Source organism: Cellvibrio sp. PSBB006, assembly GCF_002162135.1.
Lineage (GTDB): Bacteria > Pseudomonadota > Gammaproteobacteria > Pseudomonadales > Cellvibrionaceae > Cellvibrio.
This window is the reverse complement of record NZ_CP021382.1, coordinates 873790-897435: the sequence shown is the minus strand read 5'-3', so window position 1 is coordinate 897435 and position 23646 is coordinate 873790. Positions and strand designations below refer to the sequence as shown.

General features: G+C 50.7%; 20 protein-coding genes. 9 read left to right on the top strand and 11 right to left on the bottom strand.

Translation table 11 applies throughout. The annotated features are described in order from the left end of the window. Positions 1-41: 41 nt before the first annotated feature. From CBR65_RS03690 to CBR65_RS03640, 11 genes are all read right to left on the bottom strand, one after another. A complete protein-coding gene (locus CBR65_RS03690; RefSeq protein ID WP_087465600.1) occupies positions 42-1067 on the bottom strand; it encodes a Gfo/Idh/MocA family protein in 1026 nt (341 codons plus the stop codon). Between the two features lie 69 nt (positions 1068-1136). Then, on the bottom strand, positions 1137-2135 hold the full coding sequence (locus tag CBR65_RS03685; protein ID WP_087465599.1) for an NAD-dependent epimerase/dehydratase family protein: 999 nt from the start codon (positions 2133-2135) through the stop codon (positions 1137-1139). Positions 2136-2524: 389 nt separating this feature from the next. After that, positions 2525-4684, bottom strand: coding sequence for a cellulase family glycosylhydrolase (locus tag CBR65_RS03680; protein WP_087465598.1), 2160 nt, complete (start codon positions 4682-4684; stop codon positions 2525-2527). Positions 4685-5463: 779 nt separating this feature from the next. Then, positions 5464-6624, bottom strand: coding sequence for a cyclopropane fatty acyl phospholipid synthase (gene cfa, locus CBR65_RS03675; RefSeq protein ID WP_087465597.1), 1161 nt, complete (start codon positions 6622-6624; stop codon positions 5464-5466). 142 nt (positions 6625-6766) lie between these two features. Next, positions 6767-8836 (bottom strand): TonB-dependent receptor, encoded by a 2070-nt coding sequence (locus CBR65_RS03670; RefSeq protein WP_087465596.1) that lies wholly within the window; start codon positions 8834-8836, stop codon positions 6767-6769. Between the two features lie 28 nt (positions 8837-8864). Continuing rightward, a complete protein-coding gene (locus CBR65_RS03665; RefSeq protein ID WP_087465595.1) occupies positions 8865-9989 on the bottom strand; it encodes a HupE/UreJ family protein in 1125 nt (374 codons plus the stop codon). Next, positions 9989-11074 carry a lipopolysaccharide assembly protein LapB gene (locus CBR65_RS03660; RefSeq protein ID WP_087465594.1) on the bottom strand — a complete coding sequence of 362 codons (1086 nt, stop codon included), beginning with the start codon at positions 11072-11074 and terminating at the stop codon, positions 9989-9991. The genes CBR65_RS03665 and CBR65_RS03660 overlap by 1 nt, the downstream gene beginning before the upstream one ends. A 77-nt stretch (positions 11075-11151) precedes the next feature. Continuing rightward, positions 11152-11649, bottom strand: coding sequence for an Ig-like domain-containing protein (locus CBR65_RS03655; protein ID WP_087465593.1), 498 nt, complete (start codon positions 11647-11649; stop codon positions 11152-11154). 10 nt (positions 11650-11659) lie between these two features. Further along, the gene (locus tag CBR65_RS03650) at positions 11660-13249 is read right to left on the bottom strand and encodes a DUF4331 domain-containing protein (RefSeq protein WP_087465592.1); all 1590 of its coding nucleotides are present in this window, start codon (positions 13247-13249) and stop codon (positions 11660-11662) included. 276 nt (positions 13250-13525) lie between these two features. Then, positions 13526-14236, bottom strand: coding sequence for an anti-sigma factor domain-containing protein (locus CBR65_RS03645; RefSeq protein ID WP_087465591.1), 711 nt, complete (start codon positions 14234-14236; stop codon positions 13526-13528). Next, positions 14233-14781, bottom strand: coding sequence for a sigma-70 family RNA polymerase sigma factor (locus CBR65_RS03640; protein WP_087465590.1), 549 nt, complete (start codon positions 14779-14781; stop codon positions 14233-14235). Before CBR65_RS03640 ends, CBR65_RS03645 begins: the two co-directional genes overlap by 4 nt. Positions 14782-15218: 437 nt before the next feature. On the opposite strand from CBR65_RS03640, the gene CBR65_RS03635 reads away from it, so the two are divergent. The 9 genes from CBR65_RS03635 (at position 15219) to CBR65_RS03600 (ending at position 23644) form a co-directional block, all read left to right on the top strand. After that, positions 15219-15812: a DUF4255 domain-containing protein gene (locus tag CBR65_RS03635; RefSeq protein WP_198300868.1), complete on the top strand. Its 594-nt coding sequence runs from the start codon at positions 15219-15221 to the stop codon at positions 15810-15812. A 49-nt stretch (positions 15813-15861) separates the two neighbouring features. Continuing rightward, on the top strand, positions 15862-16713 hold the full coding sequence (locus CBR65_RS03630; RefSeq protein ID WP_087465589.1) for a hypothetical protein: 852 nt from the start codon (positions 15862-15864) through the stop codon (positions 16711-16713). Between the two features lie 58 nt (positions 16714-16771). Next, positions 16772-19000: a phage tail sheath subtilisin-like domain-containing protein gene (locus tag CBR65_RS03625; protein ID WP_087465588.1), complete on the top strand. Its 2229-nt coding sequence runs from the start codon at positions 16772-16774 to the stop codon at positions 18998-19000. 29 nt (positions 19001-19029) lie between these two features. Beyond that, the gene (locus CBR65_RS03620) at positions 19030-19488 is read left to right on the top strand and encodes a phage tail protein (protein ID WP_087465587.1); all 459 of its coding nucleotides are present in this window, start codon (positions 19030-19032) and stop codon (positions 19486-19488) included. An 82-nt stretch (positions 19489-19570) separates the two neighbouring features. Continuing rightward, positions 19571-21052 carry a hypothetical protein gene (locus tag CBR65_RS03615; protein WP_087465586.1) on the top strand — a complete coding sequence of 494 codons (1482 nt, stop codon included), beginning with the start codon at positions 19571-19573 and terminating at the stop codon, positions 21050-21052. Then, the gene (locus CBR65_RS03610; RefSeq protein ID WP_087465585.1) at positions 21045-21527 is read left to right on the top strand and encodes a phage tail protein; all 483 of its coding nucleotides are present in this window, start codon (positions 21045-21047) and stop codon (positions 21525-21527) included. The genes CBR65_RS03615 and CBR65_RS03610 overlap by 8 nt, the downstream gene beginning before the upstream one ends. Beyond that, positions 21520-22440: a hypothetical protein gene (locus CBR65_RS03605; protein ID WP_087465584.1), complete on the top strand. Its 921-nt coding sequence runs from the start codon at positions 21520-21522 to the stop codon at positions 22438-22440. Before CBR65_RS03610 ends, CBR65_RS03605 begins: the two co-directional genes overlap by 8 nt. A gap of 3 nt (positions 22441-22443) precedes the next feature. Then, positions 22444-22602 carry a hypothetical protein gene (locus CBR65_RS21980; protein WP_157671963.1) on the top strand — a complete coding sequence of 53 codons (159 nt, stop codon included), beginning with the start codon at positions 22444-22446 and terminating at the stop codon, positions 22600-22602. Next, positions 22595-23644 carry a phage late control D family protein gene (locus tag CBR65_RS03600; RefSeq protein ID WP_087465583.1) on the top strand — a complete coding sequence of 350 codons (1050 nt, stop codon included), beginning with the start codon at positions 22595-22597 and terminating at the stop codon, positions 23642-23644. Before CBR65_RS21980 ends, CBR65_RS03600 begins: the two co-directional genes overlap by 8 nt. The last annotated feature ends 2 nt before the right edge of the window (positions 23645-23646 follow it).

Genomic DNA, 23646 nt, shown 5'->3' with positions numbered 1-23646 from the left:
ATCCTGTGATGATATTAATTACGGCAGTCGCTGCCGCAAATTTAGCGGCAATAAATTCGGTCAACGACATCGGCGACCTGAATAATCTGTTCTATATCAGGATCAAAGCGATTGGTGCTGCACAGGGTTTTTGCCCAGTCGATTAGCGCGCGACCGCCATGTTCACCGGTCGCCCGCGCAATTTTTTCACGCCGATTTCCAGCAAACTGATGCACCTCAAAATCATTGAAAGATCCATTTACATTGGTGATGGAGGCTCCGCCCAGCGTGCCATAAAAACGTAATTCAATAATGGCATCGCGACCCGCATGCATCCCCCAGGAGCAGGTAAGCCGGGTGCGTGTCCTGCCATGCAGGAATTCGGCTGTTGCATAATCTTCGGTGGCTTCATAGGGTGGGAGCAGGGCTTTGCCGCGTTGCATTAAATTGCTGGAGACTTGCTTTATATCGCGGTTTCCCAGGATAAAAATAGCCAGATCAATAAGGTGAGCCCCAAGATCCATCACACAGCCGCCACCTGACGTGCTCACGTTGTAGTTCCAGGTTTTATCCGGGCCGTAAGCGCTGTGGAAGACCAGATCGGCAGCATAGATTTCACCAAATTCACCCATAGCGACTTTTTGCTTCAACGTTTCTACACCGGGTAAATAACGATAGGGAAAATCCACGCTCAACAGTTTATTGGTGGCGCGAGCTGCCTCAAATATTTGTTGGGTTTCCGCGACGGTTGGTGCAAGCGGTTGTTGGCAGAATACGGCTTTACTGGTTTTTAATGCGGCAATGCAGTGGTCGCCGTGCATGGCAGTAGGGCTGGCGACAACAACGCCATCAAGGTCTTGCGAAAGGATATCGGCCAGGCTGTTACTGACAGTAATACCGGATTGCATGGCAGCAGCCATGCTCGCCGCATCTAGCGAAGGATCATAGAGTGTGCAGCAATCGGCAATATGTTCTTCCATCAGCATCTGCATTTGTGTCGTGCCGATATGTCCAATACCGATGAAACCTAATTTCGGTTTTATTGGTGCGATAAACGCATCAAGAAGGTGTGCGGTGGCAGTGTTCATGTGTACTCCAACTGTAAATCTGTCAGGGTGTTGGCTTTATCCTCATGCACGACTGTTCATTAAGGTGTATCAGTACCCGCCATGAACGGCAAAGGGATAACGTTTGGTGTGCGCAAAACTGATAGCGTTCTCAAGTAACGTGTTGCTATGCAATTGCTGTTCTACATAGTCAATCGTTTTCATCAGTCCTTGCTCCAACTGCATTTTTTGTGGCCAACTCCGTTGGATATTCAGTGCCCTCTCTCTTGACGTTGTGTTGTTGTGATGTACTGCAAAATTGATAGGAGATGAAGATTGGGTCAGTTCAACAACCTTGTGGGCGAGCTCGATAATAGACAATTCGAATGTCTTGCCGCACTTAACCCACTCACTGGGTAATGACGAGTTCAGTGTTCGTTGTAGCGCGCTCACCAGGTCATCCACATACGAAAATGAACAGGGTTTTCCCGCATTGTTACAGAGATTAATTGGCTGGTTCATCAATGCTTTTACGATGATATCGGGAAGCAACAAACCTTTATCCAGCGGTAAGTGAGGGCCAAAAGCATTGGTGATTCGCATAACTCTGATGTCCAGGTTATGCAAGCGGCGATAATCCGAGCACAAGGCTTCAGAGCTGCGCTGCGCTTCTTTCTGGCAGATGAGTGGATGAATCGGGTCCAATTGATGACTGCTATCCAGTTGTTGGAATTCGCTATAAATGTTGCTCACGGATGCATGCAGTACACGCGCGTTTTGCGCAACAGCGAGTTTAAGCAGGTTGTTGGTAACCTCCATGCTCTGCCGCATGGTTTCAAGGGGATTTGCCTGGTAATGCGTGGGGGTTGCAGTATCGGTGAGGTTATAAATTTGATCTACATGAGCCTTGATAGGGTCAGTCATTTTCTGCTCAAGTAAAATGCAGTGCTTATAGGCGGATAAATGCTCGATAACATCGGCTTCGATACCAGGTTCCATACTTTGGAAATCATCCAGGCACACGACCTGGTAACCTTTGTCCAGCAGCTGCTTGCACAACTGAAATCCTGGAAATCTGCCTCCACCTGCAACAAGAGCGCGCTTTTTCATAAATTACATTCACCGTCAATATTAATTCTGCGTAATGACGCGTCTGACGGGTATCCTGAAATGCTCACCACACACTGGCTCGCCGATAGATACTCAATGACGCTGATATGTCAGAGCCATATTTATGCCAAGTTGGTGAAACGGCATTTAATTCGTCACGGACGCAGAATCAGGCGCTTAAAGTGCGGAAATTGTCGGCAAAGTTCGCGAGGATATAGCATCAATAACAACATAAACAGCAATAATTTTACAAACGTTTGTAATATTTACCCGGACCGTTCTGTTTGTTTAACGATGCCAATAAAAAAGCCAGATCCCGAAAGATCTGGCTTCATTTTCAACCTGTTTTTTGTGAAGCGGGATCAGCGTTAACCGATCCCACCGAACGATTAGTTACCGTTCCACAAACGTTGCAGCAGGCTGGTTTTTCTACTATCGAAGTTCAGCCAGGTGCCCCAACCGGATTCGTTAACATCGGGGACGTATGAGTGCTCATACAAACCGCCGGTGTCGGCAGATTCCGGGTTGATGGACCAGTAACAGGCCTCGATATCTTTTTCGATCATGTAATCAACAAACGCGTTTTGCCATTGTTGATCCACATTGGTGGTGATATGGCCCCACATTTCCTGCTCGGCTGCACGAGTGTTTTGTGGCCAGTCCATGTTGCCGCCGAACTCACCGATGATCATGGCATAGCCTTGGTCACGCAGGTAACCAAAGTGTTCTTGCCAGCCCGGCTCAAGTTTGGCTGGGTCGATGGTGATCTGGCAGTCAGCATTGCCAGCTTCATCGCCTTCCAGCTCAGCACATTCGCCAGTCATGAAGTGACGTTGAACGAACACGGAAGGACCGTAGGTGTGCGGAGACAGCACCAGACGCTCTTTCGGAATGTTCAGCGGACGCTCAGCGAAGCCGAAGAAGTTCTCACCCCAGTTCGGGTTGTAGTCCATGCTGCCGTGGGCAACATCAGTGCCGTCAGACTTCGCAGAACCTACACCTTCCACCACGATCAGCACATTCTGGTTAACTTCGTTGATGGCCTGGTAAGCGCTTTCAGCGAGGGTAGCCCACTCGTCCCAGGTGTAATCCCATGGTTCGTTGAAGATATCGATACCGAGGATGTTGTCCACACCGAGAGACTGCTCAAACCCTGCAATGGTACGCAGGTCTTCCAGCCACAGTTGCTCATTGTACGGATCATCATTCGGCGCACCACCGCCACAGGAGTATTCTTCACGGGTGAAGTCATACCCTTCGCGAGTCGCGTCCGCGTAAGGTGGATTTGCATCCAGACGGCCGGCACGCCAGCCTACGTAGTTGGAGCAGGAATGGATGTCGATGATGACTTCAAGATCGTTCTGGTCAGCCAGCTTGATGAAATCTTCCAGAGCCTGACGCGCGTTTGTTTGACGCACAGATTCATGGTTTTTCAGCACGCCACCGGAACGAATGTCGCCGATACCTTGCGGATCAGTTGGATCAAGGGTTTGTGGTGCGATAGGTATACGCAGTACGTTGATACCCACGTTTTTGATTTCGGTCATGGTTTGTTGCATGTCACGACCGGTATCCGCCCACCACATGTTGCCTACGTACAATTCCATCGGCGCACCGCCAGGATTGTTTTCAGCATCGGTTGGCTCATGTTGACCTTCAAGACCGAACCAGGCGCCACACTGAACGGGGAAAATGCTGCCGTTCTTGGTGATCTTACCGGTTGAATCTACACGCCAGCGACCGCTAGTTGGGGTACTGGAAGAGACTGAACTGGCCACGCTGGAGGCAACGCTTGAAGCGACGCTTGATGCAACGCTAGAGGGCGCACTGGATGCAACACTGGACGGTGCACTAGAGGCAACACTCGATGGTGCGCTTGATGCAACGCTTGAAGGTGCGCTGGAGGCTACGCTTGAAGGTGCACTGGAACTGTTACCCACCGGACCGTAAGGCGCCGGCTGGCTGCTACAGGTGCTGAGGGAGATACAGCTGCGGTTTTGTTCCCAACCCCAGCCACTCTGGGTGCTGGTACACAAGGGGTACAAAGTGCCGTACCAGTTACATTGTCCGCCCGTATTGTTGTTGGGGCTGGAACTGGATGCGACTGAAGAAGCCACGGAGCTAACGGTACTGCTCGCGGCGGATGATTGGTTGCCATTGCTGCCACAAACCGCACCGTTGACGGTAGGGTTCTCAGCGCTGCCGCCGTTTTTGTTGACCTGGAAACCGAACTCGACGGTCTGGCCGGGCTGAATTGAGCCGTTCCATCCGAGGTTGGTTGCTGAGTATGGATTGCTACCGCTGAGGTTGGCGTTCCACGAACTGGTCACGCGGTTGGCATTATATTGCCAGCTCACATTCCAGCCGTTGATCGCGGTGTTGCCATCATTGGTAATGCGAATGGCGGCAGTGTAACCACTGTTCCATTCGTTACTAATGACGTGGCTACACACGGCGGCCTCGGCAGAATTGCCGTAACCCGCAGCAGCGATACCAACGCTGAGGGCGGCGACTGCCAGGCTTAAGCCCTTTGGATTTGCCGTTAACATTTGTTAGCTCCTATCTTATTTATGATTTAAGAAGTTATGGCTCTTGCTCTGTTGTGTGTCACACGCGATACCCTAGAGCTGCAGACTTCACCGCGTGCTTGTGTCTTCCCTGTTGTGCGTAACAAGGCAAAATTGCCTGGCTTGTCGTTCCATGGCAGACGAAATTCATCCTGAATGATCAGGGTGAAGTTCGAATCTGTTCGGATATTGAAATTCTTGTTTGCGCATCAGCGATAGAGCACAAGCCAGGCAGTCAACGGATGACTGTAGCTAGGTGTTTACCTGACTGACGGGCAGCAAAGAAAAAAGCAAAACTCACCGCAGCTATTCGAAAATGTCGAATAGTGGCCGTGGTTTACGTCGATGTGAACTGTGTGGAACGCACTAAGAGCTTGCGTTTATTATTGATTTTTTTATATATAAAATTTTTAACTGCTTATCTACTTCTTACTTCATTTCGTCATGTATCAATTAACTTTTAATAGCTATTAAAAAAGAAATCCAATTAAAAGAAACGTTATTAAAAGAAAGCCCCGTGATACATAGCAAAAAATCATTGCGTTACGATTGATGCTGCAACGTGTATTGCGAATACTACTTCAGCTTGGCGATTATTTTCGGTATCGAGTTCCGCTTTATATTATTTTATGTGCCAATGTTTATTTCGTGTGAAAAATATCACAATAAATAGATTCATACCATCATCATTTGCTAAAAAAATAAGCAATGTGCGCATCATGACACTGTGATAACTGAAAGTTGTAGCTGCCATGTCGCTGTCATTCCGGCCGACGATAACCGCCGGGAATGCCGTGCTTGCTTAAAACCCATTGCCACAGCTGAATATTGCGCGCGCGAAACGCCCCGGCGCATGACAATAAATAATATCGCCACATGCGTAAGAATCGCTCACCGAGTCGATCAGAAAAATCTGGCCAGGCGTTCATCACATTGTCGTACCAGGCCATGAGCGTTTTATCGTAATCTGCGCCGAAATTATGCACATCTTCCACAATGAAATAATCCTCCAGCGCTTCGTCAATCTGACTGATTGCGGGTAGTTCCCCGTTAGGAAAAATATAGCGGTCAAGCCAGGGGTCCGGTGTGGTGCGGCGACGATTTTTGCCGATGGTGTGCAGTAAAAACAATCCATCATTGTGTAAACAGCGGTGAGCAACTTTCATGTAAGTGCGATAGTTTTTCTGGCCCACATGTTCAAACATCCCGACGCTGACGATGCGATCAAATTTTTCGTTCAGATCGCGGTAGTCCTGCAAACGAAATTCCAGCGGCAAACCGCGATAACGTTCCTGCGCCCATTTCGCTTGCTCTTTGGAGATCGTCACGCCGACACAGTTCACGTGATAATGCTCCGCCGCGTACCCCATGAAACTGCCCCAGCCGCAACCGATATCCAATACTCGCATGCCCGGTTGCAACTGTAATTTTCGGCAAATGAGATCCAGCTTCGCCTCTTGTGCCTGAACGAGATTATTCGCGTTTTTCCAATAACCACAGGTGTAAGTCATGCGCGGGTCAAGCATTGCCGCATAAAAATCGTTACCCAAATCATAATGCACTTCGCCTACTTGCCAGGCGCGTTTAGCATTCTGGCGATTCAGCAAGCGTGAACGCAGTGCATGAAAAATAAGTGTGTGTGGCTTGGCATGTTGTGCGACTCGCCCGCGCAGCAACCGATAAAAAAACTCATCCAGTTGTTCAACGTCCCATTCGCCATCCATATAAGCTTCACCCAGTCCCAGATTACCCTGTGCAAATGCGCGTTCAATAACACCGGGTGCGAGCAGTTGAATATCCCAGGGGCGGGTGCCGTTAATGGTAATGTCGGCTTGTTCCAGAAGCTCGGAAATCAGTTGGTGGAGGCTGGACTGCTCGGGAGAGAAATACTCACTATGAAGGGAAGGCAGGTCATGGGGCATAACAAACTCCTCTCAGTCATAAACAATTAACGCGTGAGGCGAGTGAGGCTACCGGAATACTGTCACGCCAATGTAACTGATCTTTTGGAAGGAAAAAAGTTTTTTATGTCGTGTGGAGTTGCATCAATGGTCGCGCTTCCTTTTAAAAGTACCATTCAATCGCCAGCCGCGCTGTGCGAGGTTCAAAGACATGATAATGATGATCGTCCGTGGGCTCGGCTTCCCCCGATAGTTGCGACGCATAAAAATATTCAATGTCATGATCATTGGAGTCGAACAGATTGAGTATATCAAGGGTCACTCTCACCTGATCTTTAACCTGATACCCCATACGCCAGTTCACTAATGTGCTGGCATCAGCAGTGGCTCCACCATCAAGAGGGTATTCGGCGATGTGGCGCAGGCGCAGGTGTGTAAAGAGATGGTCACTAAATTGCCAGTTAACGCCAGTGGTTAATACATGTTCCAGCGCCCCGGGAATGCGAGTCGAACCATCAAGCGCTTGATCAAACTCTGCATCGCTAAAGGAATATTCCACATCAAACATCCAGTGGTGGTTGAGGCGGTAATAAGCGGTCAGTTCGAGACCATGACGGGTACTGCCGACACCGGTATCTTCTGTAACGCCTTCATCACCGACGAATAACAATTCGGAGTCAATGTCCAGTTGCCATAATGCAACGGACGTGTTGAGTTTTTCAAAATTACCTCGCCATCCGATTTCATAGCCGAGCGTATCGACTAACGGGTCTGCCGGGTCGAGCGCTTCGGCAGTAACGGGATCAACACGCAAGGTCACGCCACGGGCATCGTTACTGTGAAAGCCCTGGCCCACACTGGAATAGATTTCCTGCTGATCATCAAGCGCATATATCAAGGAGAGCGAGCTGGTGGCAATGTCATCATGTTTTTCGCCACGATTGAGTATCAAAGAATCCGGATTTGCAGCAGACAGCGGTGAAACATCAAAAGAAAAATAATCGTAACGCAGACCCAGCACGCTACGCAGTGACGGTGTGAGAGCCCATTTGTGTTGCCAATAAAGGCTGTGGCTGGTTTCTTCCACGGCATCGGTGCGGATAGTACTGATGAATTGCCGCGCATGGGTGCGATTCAAACCGACCTCATTAATGTCATCTGTCCGGGTTTGCAACCCGAAGGTGTATTGAGAGGGCTTTCCCAGGAGTTCACGGCTGAACGTCCAGCTAAGGTCACCGCCATAAATTTTTCGGTCATCAATCTGTTGAAATTGGTCGCCATCTGGGTCGGTAAAATAGCTGAAGTTGGACCATAACGTCATATCATAATCAATGACGTACAGGTGCGCCTGTAACACATTTTCATCGGTATATTGATGGCGAAATGTACCCGATAAACTGTAGCGGCTGGATTCGCCGCCGACACTGGTGTCAATTGAACCGAGGTCGCTTATTAACCCTTGTTGCACGGCGCGTTGGGGTATCTGGTCCGCAGAATTCCATTGGTTATCGTAGGCCATGGCCAGCAAATGAAATGAAGAATTTCCTTGCGTCCATTGCTGCTTCAGCCAGACATTGGTCTTGCCCACGTCTTCATTGATGTCGTCCCACGGGCCTTGATAAGTTTGATATTCAATACCATAAACTAATTTACCCGCAGCGGCGTCAGCTTCACCCATGAACAGGGCGCGGTAAAAATCGTGTTCACCCACTCCAATCAGAAAGCGATCTTCGGTGGTGTGGGCAGTGAGAATATCGGCAGAACCTGCACCAGAAAAATCACCGACATCTGCGTAATAAGGGCCTTTTTTGTAATGAATACCACCGACCAATTCCGGAATAATAAAGTTGATATCGGTGTAGCCTTGGCCGTGGCCATGAGTGCGCATATTGACGGGCATACCATCAACACTGGTTGCGAAATCCGTTCCGTGATCAAGATTGAAACCGCGCAAGAAAAACTGGTTCGCCTTGCCGCTGCCACTGTGTTGTGTGGCGACGAGCCCGGGTACTGCTTCAAGTATTTCGCCGACCCTGAGCAGTGGCCGTATCGCGAGATCCTCTTGTGAAATACTGCCTTCGGATGCGGATATACGCTGACCGATAACGTGTGCATTGCGGCCCAGGACCCTGATTTCTTCAATACCGATTTTATCGGCAGTCGTGTAAGCCGAGAGTGTGGATAGTGTCGTTATTCCAGTCAGCCAGGCAATCCTGCGTGCATGCTTATTCATCTTGTCTCCATCAAATAATGTAAACATTTCAAAAACGTTCGAATACCCATTGCAGTGCAACCAGAGAGATCACGACCGATGCCGCAGTCAAGCTGTAGCGCGAGTACCAGATGCTGTTGCGCACAAAGATAAGCAGCGGTAATACTGCGATCACAATCACCATTTGTCCTATCTCCACACCAATATTAAATGCCAGTACCGTTAACACTTTTTGATCCGCCGGCAGGCCGAGTTCACCGAGCACACCAGCAAAACCCATTCCATGCAGCAACCCAAACGCAAAGGTCAGCCAGCCCAGGCGTATAACGACCGGAAAAATATTATTGAGCGCTGCAATCGCAACCGATGCGGCGATGCCTACTTCCACCCAGCGGCTGGGAAAATTAATCCAACCCAAGGCCGTAGCGGTAAGTGTGATGGAATGGGCGAGGGTAAAGGCAGTGACAATCCAGGTGGTATCTATCACGATATCGCGCACGCTGCTTTTGCCAACCCAGTGATGCTTTTTGCGGGTCAGTACACAGGTCAATAACAGCGATAGCAGGAATAAAATGTGGTCGAGTCCTTTCCAGATGTGGATTACCCCTTGGATGACGAATTCTTGAAAAGTAAGCCAGGTACTGCCGTTATTGTGACTGAGTGTGACGTTGCGCTGTACGTTGGATATCACGCGGCTGCTGATGTGATTGTCAGTTTCCGTTATTGATTCGGTCGCAACAGAAACCAATAATTTATGCTCACTGTCTTCCTTGAAGAACGCGCTGTAGTGAATGTGCAAATCGCCGGTTATTGGACATTGCGCGCGAACCGGTAATACGAGATAGCCCTCGTTGAAATGCTCGGTGATCTGCCACGCTGATTCAATCAACAGGGAGCACGGCAATTCACCGCGCTCGAACCGCAAATGGTGGGAAAGGTATTCATGGGCTTCTTGCGCGCGCGTTTGCAGCTCGCCCCACAACAATTCGCCATCCTGATTGCTGTCGACACCAATGGCCTGTTCAAGATCGTAAAGCCGAATTTGCCATTCGCCTTCAAGTATTCCGGTCTCGCCAAGCGTCCCGTTGAGATAGGCTGTACTCAACTGATGAGCGAAAGTTGCTTGGCTCAACAACCATAGAGATGCAATGAGAAAAATGAACCGTGATCGCATTAGTTATTATCCTTCTGTTGCTGTGCTGCACTTGCTCTTGCGCGTTCGAGTAATTCACGGTCGCTGTATTCGCGCGCGTTTTGCCAGTTTATTTGTGCCCAATAAAGCGCTTGCTGCGGCTGAGGGTCAATATCCAGGTAATAACGTGCAATCTCGTTGGCATGTTGATTGTCCATGCGTTGTTCGCGTAGCGTGATACGTTCGCGTAATTCTGTTCGCCATTGCTCACCGCCCATTTTTTTCTCCGCCAAGGCCAAACGTAATAAAAGTGCATCGTCAACATCGGTAGCGCCTTGAACGATCGGCTGTAATGTCTGTACTAATTTTTTCGGTTGATCGAGCGCGAGTTGTACATCTGCCCATTGACTCAGAAGGTTGACACTGGCGTTTTCTTTGCGCTGGGTGTCGAGCCATTTTTCAGCTGCAAGCGGATTTTTCAGACGTAGCGCCATATCTGCCAGTATCTGCGCCAGCCAGGGACCACGTTCATCTTGTGGCAGTTGTTCGCGTTCAACCAGTGATGCCAGTTGCTGATAACTTTGTGCGAGATCACTCTGGAAACTGGTTACCTCTAGCGCACAGCCGCTGGCCGTAAGAAGGTCGGCGTTGCCAAGTAATATCAGGCAGGACTGGCGTGCTGCATCGGCGTTGTCCTGGATTAAAAAAATACGTGCCGCCAGCAAATGGGCGTTGATGTTGTCCGGTTGCTGCTGCTTGACTTTTTCCAATGCGGCGAGGGCATCCTTGAAGGCGTGTTGGTGCTGTTGTACCTGAGCCCAGGCGAGCCAAATATCCGCATTGCCAGTACCCTGGTTGATCAAGGGTTGAAGCGCGGCCTGGGCCAAACCGTAGAAGCGCGAGTGGCCGGGCAGGGCAGCCTCGCGTAAATAGGCGTTGGCGAGTTGTGCTACGGCATGGGAGTCAGCGGGGCGCATACGTGTCGCTAGCTGTGCTTCCTGTACTGGCGTTGAACGTGATACGGGCCAGGTAGCAATCACCGTATCCGCTGATGCGGGAATTGTCTTCGCGGCAAATGTTGTTTGTGTTGCGATGGTTAAGACGATAAAAACAAGCCATTTTTTCATAAGCAAATTCCTGATGAATACGCATCGAATCGATAACGCCATCCCTGGCGATGTGTGTTTTTATGTTCAGCCCTGATTTATTCCAACAGATCGTCGTAAGCCATCGGGTCGGTCACATCCTGTTCAAACTCACGGCCATTAACCGGTAACGGTTCATCGGTGGCTGATTGTTCAAACGCTGCACGGCTGTAATCGTTGAAGGACACTTGCAGTGCTTCGATGGTGATATTCACCGTTGCGGTCATGGAAGTAGCTTTGCCATCCGAAACCGTGAAGGTAAATTGATCCATACCTGTCACTGTCGCGTTGGGCAAATAAGTAAAGCTGCCAGTGGCAGTAAGCGTTAATGTGCCTTGAGAGGGCTGCTCCACAGCGGCAAAAGTCAGGGAGTCCCGATCAGCGTCCATCCCTTCAAGCATGTCGCTGAGTTCGGTATCCGCCTGGGTTGTAAAACTGGCGGCCGTTGCAACCGGGGCAGTATTCATCTTCGGTGGTTTCGGTTTGCCGTCGCTTCCACCACACCCGATCAATGCAGTGGCAAGTAGCAGCGGCAATAACACATGATGGTTGTTCATGATGTGCTCCTTATTGTGAGCCTGGCAGTGGATCGGCCAGATAGGGGAAGGTCGCCTTCATCATTGATGCATCAAGCGGCGCGCCATCGGTAAAGGCCACGTTGCCGACATTGGCGTCAGCCGGATCACACAAGCCGAGGTCGGTATCAACACCATTAACCGGTATCGGATAACACAGGCGTCCCATCACCACACGCAACGCAATATCAACCACATCATCACCGGGACGGCGACCATTGGGGAAACCCGCCAGATCATTGCCAGCTACACCGAATGGCGATTGCTCTGCGGCCGGGGTAGCGCCGATGCCTGTGTTCAGGCGCAGCATTTCCGAGGGCGTGACCGTTGCTAATTGGTTAACGCCGGGGAAGCCGGTGAGGAACGCTGTTACCAGATCTGTGCGTGGAATGTTGGTGGGTGCCAAAGTCGGCAGGCTGGCACCGAGGGTGGTATTAACGGCGTCCTTGAAGAGGATATTCAACAATTCCGGTAAGGATGGATGGGTAACATAGTCGGCAAACTGACCGTCATCTTTGGGCTCTGCGCTGGAAAAGCGATCTTTATCTTTCAAGCCGATAACCAGCTCATTCACCAGTGGATTACCCAAACGCGACACCTGGGTTAATGCTCCGCCATTGACTTCGGTGTTATTGAATGCGGCTTGCGGGTTGAGGATTCGTGCCTGGGGCAGACTGGCGGTAGTCCAGGTACCAATGCTCCCATTGCCGCCACCGGTCAGGCACGCCTTGGGAATTTCAAGCGCAATCGCCGTGACATTTTTGAATTGCAGATCATCATTGCCGGCGGCTTGTGTAATCCCGCCCGGGAAGCCTTCACCGTCGCCAGCACCAGGCGCACTGTCACCTTCGACCGGAACGTAATTCACCAGATCAAAGGTCTTACCCAGATTTACGACGAAGGGATCTTTGCGTTGACCGACGAAGACGCGACCGGCCATGCTGCAATTGGGAATAGTAATGTCGTAGATAAAACTGTCTGCATAAGTGGCATAGGCTTCGATCGAACTGAAGCTCTTGGTGCCGATAAAATCCAACGGTTTATTAAAACTGGTACCGGGCGTGGTTGCATTCATCACATCGGCAGAGGTGCCGGTGCGGCGATTGCCGGTAATCAGCTTGACGCTGTAGCTCTCGCTAAAATTTACTGCGGACATATCCCCAGCCGATACACCACCGACATTTTTCAAAGGCACGGCAACGGATCGCGTATTGCCCTCCGGGCCTACCGTCAGCTTCACACCTTCACCATCGGCCAATGCCTGGGTGAAACGAAACTCATACGTCAGGTCTTCAACGGCATCGCCATTATTGTCAATGTGAATGCTATAAACACCCGCCGGGTCCATCGCAAAATAATTTGGGCCGCCGTAGGCATCTTGCAGTGGAATGTAGTTGGCAATCAGGGTGACATAATCACCACGCCCGCTTTCATAGCTGTTAAACGCATAAAAGTCAGTCGAGTCGAGTGTTGGCATACGGGTGATATTAGGTGCTTCGCGGTGGCTGGACGCCAGGCTGTTGACAGAAATCAGACCGGCACACAGTGCGCCGATAACTGCCGATAGATAGGTAGTCTTCATGATATTTCCTTCTCGTAAGATGTGGGTTGCATACTCCAAACGGCTCAAGTGGTTATTTGGATGCAGTATTTTTCAAATTTTTTTTGATTCTCTGGGGGCGCGAGGATTTATGTGAACATCTATGGATAAGACGTCGACGAATAGGCGTGATGTCGATGGGGAGATAGCGATAAGCGAATGGCGGGAAACAGCAAAATAAAAAGGCCCACGAAGGGCCTTCTATTGTTCGCTGCTTTATTTTTATTGCAACTGTGTTCTATGTTGGTCGCATACTCGTTACAGCGTGACTAATTCAGCGGTGTATAACACGGTGGTGGGTTGGCCCGTCGGCGATCCGCCTAATGGTTCCAGGCTAACGGCCAAGGCCGCAATCTCCACCTGATCCATCAACGCTATGCGTGGCAGCACCAGCTTGCCTTGTTTTGGTAATACACCGAGAGAGATTGGCGCGCGTCCATCAGCGGCCACCAGCCACAACTCATAATCCTTGTCGGTTTGAGCTTGCAATTTATCCGTTGCCTGAACTTCAAGTGTGTCAGCCCCCAACTCTATTAGCCACAGGGCCTGAGCTTTGTCACCTTGCACAATAGCGACTTGTGCTGGTGCTGGCGGCACTGAAGCAGGCTGCGGCCACATCAACATTACCGCGAACAAAATTGCCGCCGCTGTTGATAGTCCCGCGAGCCATTGCCACCGGTGTGGTGTGCGCTGGATGGGCAAGCGCACGACATTGTTAACCGGTGCTTGAGATGTTTCGTCAAAGCCGAGCCGGGCTTGAATGTTCTCCCATACCTGTGGACGCGGTGCTACAGAGGGCAGGGCACCGCCCATCGCGTTAAGGTATCTTTCCCAATACCAAAGACTCTGGCGCATGGATGGATACTGCATCAGGAGACGCTGATAGCGCACACGAGCGGGTCCGTGGAGTGTGCCGAGAACATACTCTGACGCTAAGGCATTTTGACGTTCTTCGATAAGATAATTCATGATTCAAGACACCTTTTTAAGCGTTCCAGTCCGCGACGAATCCAGCTTTTAACAGAACCAAGGGGCGATTCCAGATGGTCACACACCTCGATGTGTGTCAGCCCTTTAAAGTACGCCAGATGAATAGCCTGGCGCTGTGGCCCCTCAAGATGATCCATGCACTTATCAATGCGTACACGCTCGCGTTTTTCATATAAATCAAGCTCCGGGGAGCGATCATCCTCAGCTTCATTAAGGTGTTCATCGCCGCTGTTTTCACGTCGACTTTTGCTGGCGCGAAGCATATCCAGGGCACGATAACGCACGATGCTGATCATCCAGGTGAGAACGGTACCTTTTTCCTGTTGATACTCCCCCGCGTTGTGCCAGATGCGCACATAGGCCTCTTGTACCGCATCCTCGGCCCAATCGCGTCGGTGCAGCATCTGCAAACTAATGGCGTAGAGTTTTCCCGCCGTGTCATGGTAAAGCTCTGAAAATGCCGTTCGGTCACCTTGCGCGGTGGCGCTTAACAAGCGCAGGTAATGCTGGTGCGAGTCATCCATAAGATTAGTGTCTCTATTTATTGTGTGAGTATAGAAATAGGGGTTAACGCAGCTAATACGCGCAGGGCGTAAATTTGGATGCAAAATGTATCGCTAAATTTTCCACAATATTCACGCTCATTTTTTTCAGGTTGTATTGGGGCAGGTCTTTTCTATCACGCATGGCGTGGTAACGCATGTGGATGTTAGAAAAGGGTGGGTAATTTTTTACCCGAGCGGGTAAAAGTAAACCATCGCTTCGTGCCCTTACAGAGTCGATAACAAGTGGGTTTACCAAGTATGTATAGATAACAAGGGTGCGTTTTTTTTAACCCGCCGTCCGGATAAAAAATTATTAATTCGTAATATTTTCAATAGGTTATTTGAAAATATTCATCTGGCATAGAGCTTGCTCTCCATAATTAAAAGCCCATAAACGGAAATGGAGGTGTAGCTGAGTGGCATCGTTCAGGGCAGTTCCAGCGATATTGGAAGCATTAAGGAATTTTCTGGAGCTGCGTGCCGAAGCAGATCTCGCCAGTTTTATTACCTCGCCCGGCGTTTTGATTCTGGGCACCAAAGAGCTGGACGCGGAGCCGACAGGCAATAACCTTGGCATTTATCTACACCGTGTTTCGGTAGATCCGTTTGGCAGAAACCGATATCTGAATCCCACCAGCACAACCAAACCCATGCAACCGGAGTTGCCGATAAATTTGCATTTTCTATTGGTTGCCTGGACGGATACCGGTGAAAACGAAAGTGCGTTGATCAGTTGGGGATTACAACATCTGGGGGCATCGCTGGATCTGGATATTTCCCACATCGGTGGTGCAGATGCGTTCTGGCGGGATAACGAAAGTGTGCAAATTATTCCGGAAGACATGAGTACGGAAGATTTGTTGCGTATCTGGGATGGCCTGCCGCGCAGTTACAAATTATCAGTACCTTTTCTGGTTAAAACGGTGCGCTTGCTACCGGTACCGGAAAGGGTCAATGGACCGCTGGTGCAAACGCTTGTTACGCCGATGAACGTGATAAAAGGCGCCTGACCGGGATGCAGAAAAGAGGCTTATGGAAAATGATTAAGTGGACGCTGTTATGTTGACGTCGCAATTGCTTGAAATTCCGTTGCGCCACGGCAGTGATTACCTTCACTGCTATGACGCCACCGGTTATTCAGCGCCGGACCATCGCCCCATGGTGCGCGATGCATGGAGTTTGACCTTGCATCAGCCGCCGCGCGATTTACGTGTGCTCAGCAAAGCGCATCAAGTGCAATTTTTTCGCAAACTACCGGAAGCGATGCAACGCATTGTATTGCCCGATGAAACAGATTTTTCCCGTCCGCTTGCGGGTAGCTATCCATTGCATGGTCGCATCTCGCCCGCCAGGCGCTATTTCAACCCACGATTGTTTTCCATTGATGCAGGCCAGGGAACGGGGCACTGGCTTGCGTTGTATCGCTCGCCGTCAGGCACAGTGATTCCCTCAGCCGGAGCATTGATCGGTACGGTGATGTATGACGCGGAGGATGATCAACCCCCGCAAGATCAATCCTGGAAGCCTGCCGCCTGGGCTCTAGTGACGGCGGTAGTAACGCCAACGGTGGGTGACCCCTTGCGTTTTATCGCACAAGCGGACGCGCACGGCGATTTTATTTTGCCATTAAATCGTATGCCGGCACTGGCGAAGGATGCCCCTTCGTCCACTTACGCCGCTGTGTTAACAGTTCAAATGGCTGCGATTGATGAGGAAACGGATAACGAGGAAGAAAACACGAATCTGGACGAAGACAATGTGATCAATCCGGATCAATTAGTCGATGCAGATATTGAGAGCTTTACCGAGGCAGATGATTTCTTGCCTGCAATCGAGTTAGCAGTAACGCCGGGTAATGCAATGCGCATCACCAGTCAGGACAAAAATTTTATTGTGCTAAGACAGCGTTAAACCGTTTTTATGAACATGCCGTTACGGCCCCATTAACCTACGCAAAAGGAATCTGGTCATGCCGGAATATCTTGCTCCTGGAGTGTTTGTCGAAGAAGTCAGTTTCCGCTCAAAATCTATCGAAGGTGTAGGCACCAGTGTGGCCGCCATCGCGGGGCCGACCCGTTATGGTCCCGTGCGCGGCGCACCGGAAGTCATCACCAGCTATAACGAATATGAGCGGATTTATGGCGACCCCGGTTCCCTGACATTCGGCGATGAAATCCATATTAATTACACCGCGCTAGCCGCACGCGCATTCTTTGAGAATGGCGGCAAGCAATTATTTGTCGCGCGCGTCGTAAACGGCGGTAACGATACGGATACCAGCGGTGCCGGCAGTACGGCGGGAACTGCTGGCGCGGCGGCGCAAGGTTTAAGTATAGAAGCGCGCTTTCCCGGTTCCGGTGGCAATTTTGATGTCGAAGTGCTTTGGGAAGATACGCAAAGCTTACTCAAAACCCGCAGCTATTCCCTGGCAGATGACATTCCTGTTGGCGCTGTGGGATTGCTTTCACTGACGGGCATCGCCAGGGATCAATTCGATGAAACGCCTTCGCATCCACAGGAAAATTTTCCTCTGCTGTCGTTACAAGTTGTAGCAACCAAAACGGAAACCGGATTTGCTTTTCTGGCTGGCTCAACAGCGCAAGTAAGAAACACGCCGCCTGAAGATACGCCCCCTGCGAGCAGTTCTGTCGAAGTTGATGTTGCTGCGTTAGGTGAGGGTATCAGTAATGAAGTATTTGATGAGCTGCCATCAAGCTTCCGCCATGCGTCATTGTCTGCACCACCAAGCGGTCCCTTGGTTGGTGATACGCCGGTCGAAATAAGGCTCAATGCACCCTTGGCAGAAAATGGCCATATCGAGCTTGAGCTGGATGATCGTTTGATATTTCGTGGCACGATTAATCAGACGGGCGATACGCTCACGCTTGATCCCTTACCTCCAGCAGAAGAAGGTGATGAACCCGGTGAGCCCATAGCATTAGATCTGGAACACCTGGCCCTTTATCCCAACGAGGTAAAAGGCGTTTATATACAACGTGAATTTTCCCTGGACGTGATTCGGCGGAAAGTCGGCGTTGAGGATGAAGGAACACCCGGTAGGGGAGAGGTGGCATATCGCGCAGCCGGGCTCTCTCTGGATAGCACCCGGAGAAATTTCGTTTCCCGCGCCTTGCGACACGACCCGGAAAAGAAACTGGATGGTTTAACCCAACCCATTGCAGTAACAGCAGAAGGAAGTATTGAACAATTACATACTGCGCTTTTTGCGTTATTCAATACTGATTTAGTAAACCCTGACGAAGACTCCTTTGATGATCCCCGTTACATCATTACGCTGGCGGGCGGCACCGATGGAAACTTGCCGATTGCAATCGATTACGCCGGCGAAACGGATGAGCAACAGGGTTCCACCGGTTTGGCCGCGTTGGAAGAAATTGATGATATTTCTATCGTGATGACACCGGCGGCAGCGAATGATCCGGATAATCATCAAGCCGTTGTCGCAGAGTTACTTAAACATTGCATAAAGATGCGTTACCGCATCGGATTGGTCGACAGCCGTGAAAATATGAGCCTGTCGGAAGTGCGCGCTTTCCGCGATAACTTTGATGATTCCCGCCTCGCACTCTACACGCCCTGGGTTGTTACGTCTGATCCCACCGGCCAATCGCAAACCATTAATTTACCGCCCTCCGGTTTTATGGCCGGCATTTATGCGCGAACTGATGTTGACTTCGGGGTGCACAAGGCACCAGCCAATACACCGGTATTGGGCGCGCTTCGGTTTGAACAGGACATCAATAAATTCCAGCAGGAATTACTCAACCCCAACGGTATTAATTGTCTGCGTTCGTTTGCCGGTCGCGGTCATCGTGTCTGGGGCGGGCGCACCTTATCCAGTGACCCTGAGTGGAAGTACGTGAATGTGCGGCGTTACTTTCTTTATCTCGAACGCTCCATTGATAAAGGCACACAGTGGGCCGTGTTTGAACCCAATGGGGAAAAGCTGTGGGCCAATGTGGTTACCACGGTGGAAAGCTTTTTATTCAATGAGTGGAAAAACGGCCGCCTGCTCGGCAGTAAACCAGCGTCCGCGTATTTTGTGCGCTGCGATCGCAGCACCATGACGCAAAACGATATTGATAACGGCAGGCTGATTTGCGAAGTGGGCGTGGCGCCCTTGCGTCCCGCTGAATTTGTCGTTTTCCGAATCGGCCAGAAAACGGCTGATGCTTAATTTCTTCAGCCAATAGAAAGGAATTGATTATGCCTATTTCACGAGAAACACCTTATTCAGCGTTTAATTTTTTGGTGAATACCGGTTTTGGCGGCGAAGAAGAAGTCATCGGCGGATTCTCCGAAGTCTCAGGGTTAAATGCAGAAGTGACCGTTGCGGAATATCGCGCGGGCAATGCCAAGGTTAATTACGTCAGCAAAATATTGGGTATTCACAAAAGTGGTGATGTGACACTCAAGCGCGGCGTGATTGGTGCGGAAAATATCTGGGAATGGTTGAACCAGGCACGGGACGGCGAGATCACTGCCAAGCGCGATGGCATCACCATTAAATTACTCAGCGAAAACCGCCAGCAAACGGTGGTGACCTGGACACTGCACGGCGTTACCCCGATCAAATGGACCGGACCTACCTTGACCGCCAAGGGCGGTGGCGATGTCGCCATGGAAGAACTGGTGCTGTCGGTTGAAATGATTGAAGAGTCCTGATGAATTCTTTTGGGATTAGCGTAATTCAATAAACATAAACCATGCGCGACATTGTCGCGCCGACGGGCAGGGAATGGGTGCAATGAATTTTGATGGCAAGCGCATATACCTCGATCCGGAACCGGTGGTTGACCGTCAAGCTGCCTTTGAGGTGGTGATGATCGGGCATTGCCCCGGTGCGGCGAGTAAAGACGTTCTCTTCAACCATCAATCCATGACCAGGGAAATGGCTGCAATGGGCTACGCCGAGCAATTGGATGCCCTGAAAAAAAGCAGCGAGAAGTCAGACCCGTTATACAACCTGCCGATTCCGATTTATTCCCTGGCGGAATTCCTTCAATTGTTTTCGCAAGAAAAATCGGCCGCACAAGAAAACCCGGCGACCCTGTACCGCAGCCGCCTTGCCGGAAGCCAATTATGGTTGCCAGCCGCCGTGGAGGATTTTTTTCGCTATAGCGGTAGTCATGTGTTTAAAAAATTGTGGGTGATCAATGTTGATCAGGCCCTGGCACAACAAGCCTTTCTGCCTGATGAGCAGAACACCACGATGGACCTTCGTCCAGACAATGCTTTTATTCGCGCGTTGGGCTTGCCACGGGTGGGCTTGATGGTTATGCCGGATCTGGAGCGTTTGCAAATCCCTGCACATATTGAAGGTGTGCCGCACCTGCGTATTGCCAATCCGGTGCCGCAGTTTTTGCCCTGCAGCGCGAATCTCGAAGACGGTGTGCGCGAACGACGTAACAGCGAAGAAATGCAGCAGCCGCCTGCACCGCGCAATTTCGGTGAACTGATGCGGCAAATGCTCGCCGCGATTTCCCGCTTCCGGCCAGACCTGCGTATGTTGATCAGCCTGCCGCTGGATCGCGAATTGCTCGGTGAATTACCCCAGGAATCGCGCAGTGCATTGGCTGACATCAACACCTTACAGAAAAGCCAATTTGCCGAATCATTGCACCGCGTCCAGATTATTTATCCCTACGTGCGCGATCACCGCTATCGATTGATGAGCGCATCGGGATTGCTGGCGGGCAAGATGGCAGAAACCGTGGCCAGTAAAGGTGCCTGGCGCTCTGTGGCCGGCACGCCCCTGGCCGGCAGCTATGAACCTTTTCCACGACTGTCACAGCAACACATTGAAGTGCTGCGCAATGACAAATCGATTGGTGTATTGCGCTCACGCTTACAAAAAACGGAGCTGGATGATGAGCGTCTTTCCGGCGGCGTATTCGGTGATCAAACTGAGCATGCCCGCAGCGGCGAGATTTCCCGCTTTCTTGGTTGGCTCTACCGCGAACTGGAACACATGGGGCACCAACTCTTGTTTAATGTGGACCCGGCCGATCCGAAACCACTCATTGTTTTACAGGATTTTTTTAATCGTTTGCATCAACTGGGTGCGTTGCGCGGCAAAACGGCGGAACAGGCATTCAGCATCCAGCGGCTGCTGAGTGAAAACGATCCGTCTATCCTGATCTTCATCATTGATATTGCACCGGCATTTCCCATCGACACGATTCGTTTGCGGTTGCAACAGGATCGACTGGAGCTAAGCCGTGGCTGAATTTGTCCCGTTTCGTTTTGTTGTCAGCTTGTACGCTATTGATGGCGATAAAAATTCGCCCATCTGCCAGGGCGCATTCAGTGAAGTGTCCGGTTTTGAATCCACCATGACACCCAAGACGATGAAAGAAGGTGGACGTAACTGGGGCGAAATTCAATTGGCTGGCAACACCACCTTTCCAGCCATCGTGCTGAAACGGGGAGTAACCAAAATTCGCGATTTATATGCCTGGTTTGATGTCACAACCCGTCAGGCGAATTACGCTTACCGCATGACCGGCATCATTGAAGTGTATGACAACAACCGCTTCAATCAGGAGATAAAACCGATACTGAGCTGGAAACTGGAGCGCGCCATGGCGACCAAATTTAAAGGCCCGGATTTATCGGCCACTAGCAGTCAGGTTGCTATTGAGGAACTGCATTTGGTTCACGAAGGTTTATCGCTGCAACTGGAGGATCAACAAAATGAGTAGCAGCCCACCGCTGACCAAAGCTGTGTTGATTCCCATGAATGGCGATCAACCGGAAACCGATGAAACACAACATATCATCGTGCAGTTTAATCCCACGAGTTTGCGCGTGACCTTATCGAACACGCTCAAAGCGGAAAATGCCGGTGGCGAAACGTCCAACGCGGCGCAATACATTGATAAGAGCGAATCGACCCTGGCGGTGCAGTTGCTTTTCGATACCACGGTGCCAGGTGCGGTGAGTGGCTCGACCGGTACGCCATCAAATGATACGCAAAGAACGCAAACCCAATCGCGCGCGTCCCAGGCAGATCATGAAGCCAATACCGATGTGCGCCTGTTAACCAAAGCCATCGCCGATGTCTTTATGCAACCGCAGAATCCCGAAGCCGAACGGCCCAGCGCACCGAAACGTTGCCGCTTTCAATGGGGCGCTTTTGTGTTTGTGGGTATGGTCAGCAGCTACAACGAAACCCTGGATTATTTTTCGCCGGAAGGTGTGCCCTTGCGGGCAAGCCTGGCATTAACACTTAAAGAAGATCGTTATCAGTTTGAGACTGATCCCAACACAACCATCAGTGAGCGTAATCAACCCACATTTGCGCCCGGTGGTGAAGATGTCAGTGCCGCCAGTGCAACCCGCGCAGCGAATAAAAAGCCTCAACAATGGCGTGAGTTGGCGCTGTTTAACGGCATGGAAAATCCGCGCCTCAGTGCACAGTCCGGCTTGTCGATTCCCGGTGTGAGCCTCGGTGCGAGTGTTGGCATCTCCGCCAACGCGGGGTTGGGTTTTCGCGTCGGTAATTCTGCTGCACTGGGCACAAATATTCCCGGTGCTTTTTCGCTTAAAACAGAAAAAACCATCAAGGGCAGCGTAACGCTGCGGCTTGATGCGCATACAGAGTTGGAGGGGTAGATCATGCCGCTAATTATCAATGAACTGCTCACCCATATTGAATCCCCGGCGGATCATGCCACACAGCCGGCAACCGCTACCGGTTCGGATGACGCAGAGCAACAGGTGATGGAAGCGCTGGCGCTCAGCATGGAACGTGAGGAGCGGCTGAAAATTGACTGAAGAAAATATCGCCACCGTTAACGCGCGTCCGCGTATTCGTCTGCAAAACGAATTGCGCCCCGAATTAAATTCTTCGCTCCTGGATATGCGCATTAATTTGCCGCTGAGTGGTATGGCCAATGCGGAGGTGCGCTTTGTTAATTGGCGCAGTAACAGCGCAGATGGCGACGCTGACTTTGCTTTTCAAACCATTGAGCATGGCAACCGCCTGGAAATTCTGGCGGGTGACAGTGATGCTGACCCTTTATTCAGCGGCGAGATTACCGCCATCGAAGAGCGCTACGGTGAGGGCGCGCCGCAATTGGTGTTATTGGCAGAAGATCTTTTACATCACCTTGCGCGCATTCGGCACAACCGCGTCTTTGAAGACATGAGTCTTGATGATGTTATCACCTCACTGGTACGTGATCTGGGATTGGAAAACGATATTCAGGTCAGTCAATTGCAAAGTACCTGGCACCAGATGAACGAAAGTAATCTGGCGTTTATTGCGCGTTTACTCGCGCCCTACGATGTGAGTCTGCGGATCGATAACGGCAGGTTGCGTGCAAAAGCAGAAGAGCCGGATGCACAACCAGAGCCGCTTCATGCGCAGAATAATATTCAGCACCTGCGCATTGCCGCAGATTTGAATCATCAGCCGACACGGGCGCAGGTGAAAGGTTTTGATCTGGGAACCGACGCCGACTCCGACAGTGAGAACGACGATTTTCCCGGCGCGAGTGACACCAAAGCGACTGACATGTTGCAGGATTTATCCTGGGGGCAGACGGAAATTTTTCCGCAACCTTTCGCGCGCACACAAATGGAAGCGCAGGATTGGGCTAAAGGACGCTTTCACCAAAAAGCCAAACGCTTTCTGTACGGCGATATTTTATGCAGCGGCATTGCCGGTATGCGTGTCGGTCGTGAAGTGGAATTGCAGGGCGTGAGTCAACGGTTGCAAGGTAAATATCAAGTGGTGGATTGCCAGCATTGTTTTGATGCGCAGCGCGGTTATATCACGCACCTGAAAGTGCAACGTGGCGGTTGGAGTGGTTGATT